Annotated in this window: 11 protein-coding genes; 9 read left to right on the forward strand and 2 right to left on the reverse strand. The window is 37.3% G+C overall.

All coding sequences use genetic code 11. The features are described from left to right. Nucleotides 1-63: 63 nt before the first annotated feature. Together J0J33_RS07240 and J0J33_RS07245 are read right to left on the reverse strand one after the other, a co-directional pair. Nucleotides 64-759, reverse strand: a complete 696-nt coding sequence (locus J0J33_RS07240) for a metal-dependent transcriptional regulator (RefSeq protein ID WP_019293897.1) — start codon at nucleotides 757-759, stop codon at nucleotides 64-66. A 148-nt stretch (nucleotides 760-907) separates the two neighbouring features. After that, nucleotides 908-1,621, reverse strand: coding sequence for a GntR family transcriptional regulator (locus J0J33_RS07245; protein ID WP_061413122.1), 714 nt, complete (start codon nucleotides 1,619-1,621; stop codon nucleotides 908-910). 177 nt (nucleotides 1,622-1,798) lie between these two features. Between J0J33_RS07245 and J0J33_RS07250 the strand changes: the two genes are divergently transcribed. The 9 genes from J0J33_RS07250 to J0J33_RS07290 all read left to right on the forward strand — a co-directional run bounded on the left by J0J33_RS07250 (nucleotide 1,799) and on the right by J0J33_RS07290 (nucleotide 12,146). Further along, nucleotides 1,799-3,139: a PTS sugar transporter subunit IIC gene (locus tag J0J33_RS07250; RefSeq protein WP_019293899.1), complete on the forward strand. Its 1,341-nt coding sequence runs from the start codon at nucleotides 1,799-1,801 to the stop codon at nucleotides 3,137-3,139. A 30-nt stretch (nucleotides 3,140-3,169) separates the two neighbouring features. Then, nucleotides 3,170-5,794 carry a glycoside hydrolase family 38 C-terminal domain-containing protein gene (locus J0J33_RS07255; protein ID WP_206889086.1) on the forward strand — a complete coding sequence of 875 codons (2,625 nt, stop codon included), beginning with the start codon at nucleotides 3,170-3,172 and terminating at the stop codon, nucleotides 5,792-5,794. Next, nucleotides 5,772-7,091, forward strand: coding sequence for a glycoside hydrolase family 125 protein (locus tag J0J33_RS07260; protein ID WP_029343505.1), 1,320 nt, complete (start codon nucleotides 5,772-5,774; stop codon nucleotides 7,089-7,091). Before J0J33_RS07255 ends, J0J33_RS07260 begins: the two co-directional genes overlap by 23 nt. Nucleotides 7,092-7,126: 35 nt before the next feature. Next, nucleotides 7,127-8,299: an endoglycosidase gene (locus J0J33_RS07265; protein ID WP_019293902.1), complete on the forward strand. Its 1,173-nt coding sequence runs from the start codon at nucleotides 7,127-7,129 to the stop codon at nucleotides 8,297-8,299. Between the two features lie 121 nt (nucleotides 8,300-8,420). Beyond that, on the forward strand, nucleotides 8,421-9,854 hold the full coding sequence (locus tag J0J33_RS07270) for a glycoside hydrolase family 1 protein (protein ID WP_206921646.1): 1,434 nt from the start codon (nucleotides 8,421-8,423) through the stop codon (nucleotides 9,852-9,854). Further along, the gene (locus tag J0J33_RS07275) at nucleotides 9,854-10,726 is read left to right on the forward strand and encodes an ROK family protein (protein ID WP_165719613.1); all 873 of its coding nucleotides are present in this window, start codon (nucleotides 9,854-9,856) and stop codon (nucleotides 10,724-10,726) included. Before J0J33_RS07270 ends, J0J33_RS07275 begins: the two co-directional genes overlap by 1 nt. Before the next feature lie 107 nt (nucleotides 10,727-10,833). Further along, nucleotides 10,834-11,130 (forward strand): rhodanese-like domain-containing protein, encoded by a 297-nt coding sequence (locus J0J33_RS07280; RefSeq protein ID WP_019293905.1) that lies wholly within the window; start codon nucleotides 10,834-10,836, stop codon nucleotides 11,128-11,130. After that, nucleotides 11,130-11,453 carry a rhodanese-like domain-containing protein gene (locus J0J33_RS07285; RefSeq protein WP_019293906.1) on the forward strand — a complete coding sequence of 108 codons (324 nt, stop codon included), beginning with the start codon at nucleotides 11,130-11,132 and terminating at the stop codon, nucleotides 11,451-11,453. Before J0J33_RS07280 ends, J0J33_RS07285 begins: the two co-directional genes overlap by 1 nt. Before the next feature lie 66 nt (nucleotides 11,454-11,519). Next, a complete protein-coding gene (locus J0J33_RS07290) occupies nucleotides 11,520-12,146 on the forward strand; it encodes a hypothetical protein (RefSeq protein ID WP_019292300.1) in 627 nt (208 codons plus the stop codon). Nucleotides 12,147-12,184 lie beyond the last annotated feature (38 nt).

The following is a 12,184-nucleotide window of genomic DNA, read 5'->3' on the forward strand; positions in this document are numbered from 1 at the left end:
TCTCTAAGTTGAACTATATTCAACATTGTTTTTTAATATTACTGTTAATATAAGAGAAAATGTCTAGGTGTTTTCGTTTTCTAAAGCAGAAGCAACGGTTCCAGTTCTTTGCATTAGTAAGATTTTTTCTTGTAAAAATTGAGGAATAACCGAAACTTGGCCATTGTCCTCTTTTAGAATAATTGATCCATCCTGAAGCCGCTCAATAATCTGAATAAAGTGCGGGATGTTAATGTTTAACTTTTCAAAGAAGGCTTGTGCTTCCTCGTTTAAAGTCGTGATATAGTAACTTTTGTTTTCCTCAGCTTGCTTTAGCGGAATTTCTACTTTATTTTTTTTCCAAAACACTTCTGAAGGAATGGTTGAACCATGTGGATCAACAGCAGGATAATCTAGTAAAGCATAGAGGTATTCCACAAGCTTTGGCGAAGAGGCGTGTTCTAAATTTTCAGCTTCATCATGAACTTCCTCTGTAGAATAGCCAAGTTTGTCCACTAAGAAACTTTCCCAAACACGATGGCTTTTAATAATAAAGCGAGCCTGAACCTTGCCTTGCTCTGATAAATTTACACCACGATATGGTGCATAGTCTACAAGTTGTTTTTTTGCTAATCTTTTAATCATTTCAGTTGCACTAGGCGCAGCAACAGATAATTTTTTTGCAATAAGTTGTATACTGACAGCTGAATCATCTCCCGCACGTTCCAAGGTATAAATAGCCTTAAGATAATCCTGCTCATTTTTTGTTAGTTTTAACACCTGAGTTTCTCCTTATATTATAACAAGAACATTATAGCACGTCCTTATTTATTTTTCAATAATATAAGGGCGGCCTAATGAGGGCATTGTTTACAAATGAAGATTAAAAAGCCACAAACATTTTTAAATTTGTGGCTTTTTAATCGCTTTAGTTCTTTTTGAGATGAATATCAAGTGCAAATTTGGTTTGGTTACTGATAAAGTAGGATTTAGAAAATTCAAAAGCATGTCCTTTTTGGTCGTAAGCAGTTTGCTCAATAACGAGGACGGGCGAATGACGTTCAATCTCCAAATTTTTGCTCACTTCCTCATCGGCTTGATCGGCGTAAATGACACGTTTAGCATCTACTAACTGTAGTTTTGCTTCCTGTCCCAGATAGTCATAGACAGAGCCTTCTAAGATTTCTTCGGTGATGGGAGCGATATAACTTGGCATGACAACATGTTCAAAACTATAAGCTTTGCCATTCAAAATACGAAGACGTTTAAATTCGTAAACCGGATCTGTTTTATTCAATAGAAGATGCTTTTGCTCTTCTGTTGAAGGTAAACGCGCATCAAAAAAGAGTATTTTACTTTTAATCTCTTGATCACGATGCGAATAAGTTACACCAATTGGTAAATCTAAAGGTAGAAGCTCTGTGGTTTCTTCCACTCTCGGACGAATATAAGTTCCGGAGCCTTGTTTACTAAAGATTAAGCCTTCGTTTTCTAATAAAGTGAGAGATTTTTTTAAAGTAATACGTGACACATTATACTTTTCAGCAAAGAATTCTTGTGTAGGGAGAAGCGTTCCCGCTCGATAATGGTTGGTCAGGATGTCTCGTTTGATGTCAGCGTAAATTTCACGGTATTTGTACAATTTGTATACCTCGCTTTTTATGATTTGTATATATATTATATAACATTTTCTATGATTTGTCTACATTAATTTTATATTCATCTTTACAAATTTTAAAAAAATGTATATAATAAAAAACGGAAGCGGTTTCTTTTTGATGGAAGTGGCTTCTAAAAAAAGAAAAAGGAAGTGCGTATTATGAAAATTGATGTGCAGAAGTTTCAAGAACCATTACTAAAAGTATCTGCTTGGGTGGAGCGGAATACGATTTTACAGGCCATTAAAAATGCCTTTGTAAGGACAATACCGTTCACGGTTGTAGGTTCCTTCTCTAATCTGATCAAAATGCAGCTTGATGCCCTTATTAAAAACCAAGATATTCATAATGCTTTATTGACGAATATCAGTAATCTGTTTGGTTATATCGGAAATGCGACCTTAGGTATTGTTGCGCTTATTGTGGTCTTTTCTTCAGCATATTCTTATGCTTTCGAGCTCAAAAGAAATGAAAAAAACAGCCAACTTAATCCAATCATTGCAACTTTGCTAGCCTTTGCAGCATATTTCGTGATGGTACCCAATAACGTTAATTATTTGGATCCGAAAGCGGATATTGTTGAAGGTTTTTCAACCTCATTTTTCAGCTATGAAGGGATGTTTACAGCCCTCATCGTTGGTTTAATTGCCGTGGCTTTATTTGCACGATTTACACGAAGTAAATTTACAATCAAAATGCCCGGCAATGTGCCACAAAATGTATTTGATTCTTTCTTCTCATTAATTCCGATTAGTGGTGTACTGTTAATCTTTGGCGCAATTCGGATTGCCCTACAATCATTGGGTTATGTGTCATTACTACAAATGATTTCTGAAGTACTTATTAAGCCTTTGCTAACAGTAGGTACGGGATTACCTGCCATTCTCATCGTTATTCTACTCCAACAAATCTTATGGTTCCTCGGCCTTCATGGTTTCAATATCGTTTGGGGTGTCGTATCAGCTTTCTGGCTCCCTATTTTCTTAGAAAATGTAGCAAAATTTGCTGAAACACAAAGTTTTGCTGGCATTTCTATTGCGCCAAATACAATGACCAACGTATATGCCATGATTGGTGGTTCAGGTGCGACCTTTGGTTTAATTATCGCGATGCTTATCTTTACGAAGAAAGGCGAAAAAGAACGTGAAGTGGCAAAACTTGCTTTAATACCTGGATGTTTTGGGATAAATGAACCGGTTATCTTCGGCCTTCCTATCGTTCTTAATCCGTTAATGTTTATCCCCTGGGTGCTTGTCCCAATGATTAACGCTGTTATCGCTTATATTGTAACATCTATTGGCTGGGTTGTTCCTCTGGTCGTCCTGAATTCAGGAAATGAACCTATCTTTATCAGTACCTGGGTTTTAGGAGCCTTCCATATTAGTCCGGTTATATTGACCCTTGTTTTGGTTGTCTTAGACATTGTTTTATATGCACCGTTTGTAATTCTTAACCAAAAACAAGAACGTGCTGAACAAGCAGCAATGCTCAGTGCAGAATAGAATTTAAATAAGAAATAGAGGAAAGTACCCATGAAAAAAGTATATACTGTTGCACATACTCACTGGGATTTTGAATGGTATTTTACAAGACAAGAAGCACGTGTGCAATTTATTTTTCACATGGATGAAGTTTTAGAAGCTTTGGAAAGTAATCAGTTGGATTTTTATACTTTAGATGGTCAAATGTCAATTGTCGAAGATTATCTCAGTCTCTTTCCTGAAAGAGAAAAACAGCTGAAAAAATTTGTCCAGGCGGGCAGACTCTTCGTCGGACCTTGGTTCACACAAATTGATGAAATGACAACTTCTGGGGAATCAATAGTGAGAAATCTACGTATTGGTATTCGTGAAGCAGAAGAACTAGGCAGCGCTATGAGAATTGGCTACTTGCCAGATTCTTTCGGACAAAGCCAAGACATGCCGAAAATCTATCATGGCTTTGATATCCAACATGCCCTTTTTTGGCGCGGAATGCCGAATGAAGCGAATACGCGCTACTTTTATTGGTCAAGTAATGATGGTTCAAAAGTACTGACAGCCAATATTAAAAATGGTTACTATGCGGGAGTTGATTTAGTAGAAAAGAATGATTTTTCAGACCTGGTTGAAAGAATATCAACACATACAAATAGCAACGCGCATCTTTTACCGGTGGGAGGGGATCAGCGTGCAGTTGATTTTAATTTAAAAACAAGGATCGATAAGGCAAATCAAGAAATTGAAGAATCAACAGTGTTTATTGAAAGTAACTACCCGCAATTTTTCAAGGCACTCGAAAAAGATGCCCAAGAATTTCTAGATATCAAGGGCGAGTTTATTGAGCCAATAGATTCCAAAATTCACCGTGGTATTTATTCATCACGTTATGACTTAAAACAAGTCTATGATCAACTTGAGCGTCTCCTAACTTATCAGTTAGAACCAATGTCTGTTTTAGCTGCACGTTATGGCATTCCTGTTAAACAAGGTCTAATAGATAGCTTGTGGAAGATAGTAAGCCGCGGTCAAGCACACGACAGTGCTGGTGGTTGTAATAGTGATAAAACTAACCGCGATATCTATATGCGTGGGATAAATGGCCTACAGGAAGCTCAGTCTTGTATGGACTACTTGCTCAGAAAATTAAGTATTTCACTAAATAGGAATCAAGAAGACAGTCTTTTCATGTGGAATCCTCTTCCTTTTGAGCTTAAAGTGATAAAGAAAGTCAAACTTTCTACACAAAATAAACATTTTTCACTCACTGACGACAGGGGAGAGAAGGTAGCTTTTGAGATTATTGAGCAAGTAATGGAAAATGCAGCACTGCTTCGCAGAAATCCTGAGGAAATGCTTGATGAATCTTACTATGTTAGTACAATAGCAGTAGAATGCACTTTACCAGCCATGGGCTATGTGCATTATCATGTTAGTGCCGAGGAAGAAAAGGCTCAAACACTGCTAAAGGCAACAAGGATTGAAAATGATTTTTATCAGATTGAGTTTACTGAGGGAAAGTTCAATCTTTGCCTTAAGAAGAATGGTAAAAAATATTTAGATTTTCTATCTTTTGAAGATGGAGGAGATGAAGGAGATACCTACGATTATTCACCAGCCTTTGCGGATTGGATCTTAAATCTGAACTTTAATAACAGTCAAACTTCTCATGTGGAACAAGGAAAATTACTAAGCCGAATAATTGTAGAAGGCGAATGGAAACTTCCTTATAACCTGGCATCACGGAAAGAACGACAACTTGATGGACAGGTCACATATATATTAACTTTAGAGCTTAATAAGCAGGATAATCGGATTCAGCTTAGACTAAATGTGAATAATCAAGTGCTTGATCATCGTTTACGCCTAGTACTTAAAACAGATGTTCAGTCTGAGTTTTCGACCAGTGATACACCTTTTGGTATTATCAATCGACCGATTGAAGAAAAGCACTTGCAAGATTGGCGAGCAAGAGGATATAAAGAAGAACCCACAAGCATGCGTCCGATGATTCACTTCGCCAATCTTCATGATACGAAGACAAGTTGGAGTTTCTTAAGTAAAGGAACAAAAGATTTCCAAGTTCTTAATAAGGAGCAGCAAGAGCTTGCCATTACCATATTTAGAGGCGTGGGTTACCTAGGAAGACCAGATACACAAAGACGACCAGGAGATGCTTCTGGTTTGCAAAACAGAGAGGTTGAAACACCTGATAGCCAACTTTTAGGGGAAGTTTTCTTTGAAGGAAATATCGTGATAGACACTGATTTTAATGCTGCAGCTCTCCAAAATCAATACCTACTCACTACACAGGAAAATATATATTACCAAACACAGACAATCAATCGTTTTAGCACACCAATAGAATATTTCCCTATAAACAAGAAGAAGCTAGAATTAAAAGAGCAACAGGTAATAGCTTTAGCAAATAGTGAAGTAGCCTTCAGCAGCATGGAAACTTGTATCGATCAAAGAGGAATACAACTACGGCTCTATAATCCCTGTGATACTGCCCAAGATATGCCGGGAATCATCAAACTTCAAGATCCAGCAACAATTAAGCTGTTAAACTTGGAAGGTAAAATTATTGGCAATCTTGAAGATTCTGCCGAAGAGCTCATAATGGAAGAATTTAGACCAGGTGAAATTAGAACTTATGGTATCTTTTTCAAAAAATAGTAGGAGGACAAAGGAGTTGATAAAACAAGAAGAGTTAATCTCCAAGATTCAAAAACATGCAGAGACAATTCGTCTATGGGATGACCGAGCTACATCACTTTTTCAAGATGCCATAGTGGATACTATTTCAAACACCGTTTCAGTACGTGAAAATGGGGAAATATTTGTGGCCACAGGTGATATTCCGGCAATGTGGTTAAGAGATTCTACCTTTCAAATACTCCCATATTTGGAAATGGCGGATTCTATTCCGGAGATAACATCTTTGGTTCACGGTGTGTTGAGGCAACAATTACGCTATATTAATCATGACCCTTATGCCAATGCTTTTAATAAAGAACCAACAGACAATCACTATAGTCAAGATGTCTCTAATGTTCAAATATCGCCTTTAGTCTGGGAAAGAAAATTTGAGATTGACTCCTTGTGTGCACCATTATTCCTGGCTTATCAACTCTACAAGCATACAGGCTATAGCGAACACCTTAAGGAAGATTATTGGGCAACAGTTGAACTTGTTCTCGACACTTTTATTACGGAGCAACATCATGAAAGCTCAGACTATATTTTTAAAAGAACAAATTGCCCGCCATCCGATACACTATCTCATGAAGGACGTGGAGAACCAATTGGTTATACAGGTATGGTCTGGAGCGCCTTTAGACCGAGTGATGATGCGTGTAAGTACGGTTATTTTATTCCAGGGAATTGCTTTATCTTAGTGGTTTTGGGTCAACTTCTAGAGCTGCTTCCGGAGCATCACTCTCCAAGATTAAAAAGAAAAATAAAGAAACTGCAAGAAGAAATAACAGAAGGAATTCAAACTTATGGTCTAGTTTCGTCTGAAAAAAATCCTTATTATGCCTATGAGGTTGATGGTTTAGGTAAACAACTCTTTATGGATGATGCAAATGTGCCAAGTCTACTTTCCTTGCCTTTCCTCGGCTATTGTGAAACAGAAGATCCGCTTTATACAAAAACGAGAGAAAAATGCTTAAGTGAAGAAAATCCTTATTATTATGTGGGACAATATTTGCATGGCATCGGTAGCCCACATACGCCGCCACGTTATGTATGGCCAATAGCTTTAGCTATGGAAGGATTGACAACAAACGATATAGACAAAATGAAAAAACAGATAGAGACAATCGTTGCTACAGATGGTGGAACTGGTCAGTGCCATGAGGGGATTGATGTGGACAATCCAAATAATTACACTCGCGAATGGTTCTCTTGGTCAAACATGACCTATTGTCAATTGGTTTTTCGGTACTTAAAGTTTAGTCAAAACAAATAAAATTTTTAAAAATGTTTTCTTAAGGAGGAGGCAAGATGAAAAAAATGAAACGCTATATTTTGGGTTTGCTTACAGTTGGACTTGGTATGCTTATTTTTGGTCCAATCTCTGCGCAGGCACAAGAAGACAGCCAGCAAGCGAAAACTATGGTCTACTACCGTGCATGGCGTGATAAGGAAATGAAAGGTGTCAATACCAGCCTTACAGACGAAAATTGGTTAAGCATGGATGATATTCCTTATGGAATTGATATTGTCAATGTTTTTAGCTATGTCCCTCAAGGTCAAGAAGATGCCGCTGCCCCCTTTTTTGAAAAGCTTAAAAAGTCTTATGTCCCCAACTTACATGCTCGAGGTGTAAAGTTGACTAAGGCAATAGATTATTCAGAGCTTTTAAAAATTCCATATGCAGGCAACTTTCCAACCCCAGAAGAATTTGATGCTTATGCGAATCAATTGTTAGACGAGCATGTACGCCAATACGGACTTGATGGCTTAGATATTGACATGGAAACGTATCCAAGTACTACAGATATTGCTCTGTCAAATGGTGTTATTCGAGCATTATCAAAATATATTGGGCCTCTCGCAAAGAACGGAACTGTATTTGTTTATGATACCAATGGCTCCAATCTCAATCCTTTGAAAGACGTTGCTGACAGTTTTACATATCTTGGTTACCAACAATATGGGTCAGATGACACACGCACAGCCAGAGCAATAAAAGATTATACCGGGGTAACTCCAAAAGAACAATTTATGCCTGGTTTAGCCTTTCCGGAAGAGCAAGACCGTAATAGATGGTACGATGCTAAAGAACCTTACGAAGAAAGTAATATTTACAAAGTAGCAAAATATACAGCAGAAAATAAACTGTATGGCATGTTTCTTTATGCCTTAGACCGTGATGGAAGAACATATAACAATTTTGATCTAAATCATATTGTGCCTTCTAACTTCCTTTGGACGAAAACAGCCATTTTACAGGCCAAAGGCTTTACTCTCCAAGAGACAAAAAATACAGCACTACATCATTGGGAGCGTGTTGGACAAGGAGCAGAGAATTATCAAACCGTTTTAAATAGAATTAATCAAGCTCGGTCAATTTATGAAGTTAATAAAGTCTTGCTTGGATCAAGCGATAACTTTGCCAATGACGGTGTAAGTCCTCAATATGACCCAATGTATGAATTACAACTCATGAAGTAGACTTCCGTTTTTGAATAAAAAATAGATGAGATTCTAGGAAATTTTACTTTTTCTAGGGTCTATTTTTGAAAAAGTATAAATCCTTCTATTTGAGAAGAAGGAAAGTAGAAGGAGCAGAACAATGAAAATAGAATTTCCAAAAGACTTTTGGTGGGGCGCAGCGACAAGTGGTCCACAAACTGAAGGACGTTTCAAGAAAAAACACGACAATGTTTTTGATTATGACTTTGATCATTTTAGTGAACGATTTTGGGGCTCAATTGGTCCAGATACTGCCAGTAATTTTTACAATGATTTCGAAGAAGATATCCGTTTGATGCAGAAAGCTGGACTCAACAGTATTAGAACAAGTATTCAGTGGTCCAGACTTATTGAGGATTTTGAGACTGGGAAGACTAATCCTCAAGCAGTGGCATTTTATAACCGCGTAATCGATACTTTCTTATCTGCCGGAATTCGGCCCATGATGAACTTACATCACTTTGATCTGCCTGTAGAGCTTCTCCATAAATATGGCGGATGGGAAAATAAAAAAGTGGCGCTACTCTTTGCTCAGTTTGCGGAGCAATGTTTCCGCTTATTTGGCGACCGAGTAACGGAGTGGTTTACACATAATGAGCCAATAGTAGTTGTTGAATGTGGCTATCTTTTAGGTTTCCATTATCCCGACCTTAAAGATGGTAAAAAAGCAGTTCAAGTTGCCTATAATCTGCAGTTAGCTTCCAGTTTAGCGATTGAAAGATTTAGAAAAATTAATAAGAATGCCCAAGCTCAGATTGGGATCATTCTCAACTTAACGCCTAATTATGCTAAGGACGAGGAAATACAGAACCTCAGAGCGGCTCACTTTGCTGATTTATGGCAAAACCAACTGTTTTTAGATGCTTCAGTAAAAGGACATTTCCCACAAGAACTCGTTAACATTTTAGAGCGTGATGGTGTATTGTGGGAAAGCACTACTGAAGAGCTTGAGGTGATAAAGCACAATACCGTGGATTTTTTAGGCGTCAATTATTATCACCCAAGTCGAGTCCAAGAGCCAGAGTTTTCAAGTGACAGTTTGGCTCAGGATTGGTTACCTGAAAAATATTATGCATCCTTTAACAAAAGAGGCGTGCGTATGAATGCAGACAGAGGCTGGGAGATTCACCCACAGACGATTTATAAAATAGCAAAAACGATACAAAAGTACTATAATAACATTCCTTGGTTCATCTCCGAAAATGGAATGGGTGTTGAAAATGAAGCGCGTTTTGAGGATACAAGTGGTGTTATCCAAGATGATTATCGTATTCAATTTATGACGGAACATCTTTACTATTTACACCAAGCAATGGTCGAAGGTTCAGCTTGTTTAGGTTATCATACATGGACACCAATAGATTGCTGGAGTTGGCGTAATTCCTATAAAAACCGCTATGGATTAATTTCTCTAGATATTCACAGACAAATCAAGAAACTAAAAAAATCAGCACATTGGTATCGTAAAGTTTCAGAAAGCTCAAGTGTTGACATTGAAGAAGCACTGTTACAAAAACTGAAAGAGGATAAATAATGGCACTGATAACAATTGATGTTGGTGGAAGCAACATTAAATATAGTCTTTTCTCTGAAGGGAAATTAGGAGAAGTCAAGTCGAAACAAACCCCCGATAATCTCGAAGATTATTACAGCTGTCTGAAGGATATTGTGAGTGAAATGAGACAAGAGAGGACAAATATTACTGGTGTTGCGATGAGCTCTCCTGGAGCGGTGAATCAATCAACAGGCTATATTGAAGGATTCAGCGCATTGCCTTATATTCACGGCTTTAATATCCAACACGCGTTAGAAGAAAAGTTAGGCTTAACTTTGACTATTGAAAATGATGCCAATTGTGCTGCTCTTGCCGAAGTTGCTTTTGGAGCAGCAAAGCATCTAAAAAATGTACTTTTTCTAGTACTTGGCACAGGAGTAGGTGGAGCTGTTGTTCTCAATGGAAAAATTCAACACGGGAAACATCTTTTTGGTGGTGAATTTGGTTTTATGTTGATGGATGAAAAACATACTTTTTCGGAACTGGGAACAGCAGTAAACATGGCAAAGCGTTACAATCAACGGCGTAATACAAATGTGACAGGTCAAGAAGTCTTTAGGAGAGCTATGCAAGAAAAGGATATTCTTGCACAAGAGGAGATGGAACGCTTTACATTTAATGTTGCTAAAGGTATTTATAATCTCCAGTATGCTTTTGATCCTGAACTCATTGTCATAGGTGGGGCAGTTTCACAAGCGGAGTGGCTGGTTCCAGAACTTAATAAACAGCTGAACAAAATAATTAAGACTTTAGAAATACCGCCTTTTTTGCCTGAGATTAAGGTTTGCCACTATCGTAATTCAGCCAATCTCATAGGTGCAGCCGTAAATTTTCAACAAAATAAGAGATAAAATAAAAGACATAGAAAACTATGTCTTTTTTAATAGAAGCATTAAATTTGATTATATACCCTATAGGGTATATAATGGTGTTATAAACAAAATAAAGGAAATAGTAAATGCGAACAATTACAATGCAAGAATTAATAGAAGTAATGAAGGACAAAGCTGATATTATTGATGTGCGAGAAGCTTATGAATATGAAGCTGGACATGTACCAACAGCACGTAATCTCCCCATGAGTGAGTTCGAAAACCGTATTGCCGAAGTTAATGTTGGAAGCTATATTATCTGTCAATCGGGTGCTCGCTCAGCACAGGTGACACAATGGCTCGCTGCAAATAATATCGACGCTATTAATGTCTTGGGCGGTACAAATGCTTGGGACGGTTGTTTGGCCAGTAAGGAGAACTGATGTTTGGATTATTTACTAAAATTAAAAGTATAACAACAACAGAGCTTGCTACACATCTGAGAAATAATCAGACAAAAGAAGAAGTTATTGATGTACGAGAACCTTATGAATATAAAAAAGGGCATATTAGAGGAGCTATAAACATCCCTTTAGGGCAAGTTTCTGGTGCATCACTAGTACCCGGCAAAAAGTATTTTGTGATTTGTCAATCAGGGATGAGATCGAAAAAAGCCTCTAAAATACTTTCAAAAATGAACTACAACGTAACAAACGTGACCGGGGGAATGCTGTCATGGCATGGTAAAGTGACACGAAAAGATTAAAAAGCTAAAAGCAGAAAAGTTCAGAGTGATTAACAAGTCTCTCTCTTTTTTTGATATAATACATTTATGACTTATCAAGTAAAAATAATATACCCTAAAGAAGAAGCTCTTGAGAGCAATAAATTAACAGAACGTACATTTAATGAATACATGGATGACTTGGAAGCAGAAGAAGTCATTAAACAGTATGAGCAACTTCTAACTGAAGGTTATTCTATTTCAGTTAACTTTTTCCCGCCACAAGTAGACAAAGAAGGTAGTGAACAAGATCCATTTAAAATTGCGGAGAGTTTTGAACTTGCTGGTATAACTTACAAAGCAACGTTGAAACTCAAAGCTTCAGGAACTTATGAAGATATGGTAAAAATTGCTAAAATGATTGAGCAACAAGGCTATGATTACAGCATCACTGTCAAACTTCAGATTAATGAAAATTCGCCCGTCGATTTTGAGAAAGAAAGTTCATGGTTTGATTCCGAATATGCAAAATATACGGTATTGCCTAAGGCAAGTAGCCAAGACATTTCAGATCTCCGCTCACTTTATGATATCTTATCCGAAGAACACTATAAGGTAAGCATCAATCTTAAAGCTAAAGTCAAAAAAGATGATGACGATAGCTTCGCCAGTCAGTTGGCAGCCTATCCTGCAGAAACTTTAGTCACCTTTAAATTATCGGATGCTACAGTATAATAATTATTTACATAAATAAAAATATGTAAACCGAAATT

The organism is Lactococcus sp. LG1267, from assembly GCF_017309545.1.
GTDB classification, from domain to species: Bacteria; Bacillota; Bacilli; order Lactobacillales; family Streptococcaceae; genus Lactococcus; species Lactococcus petauri.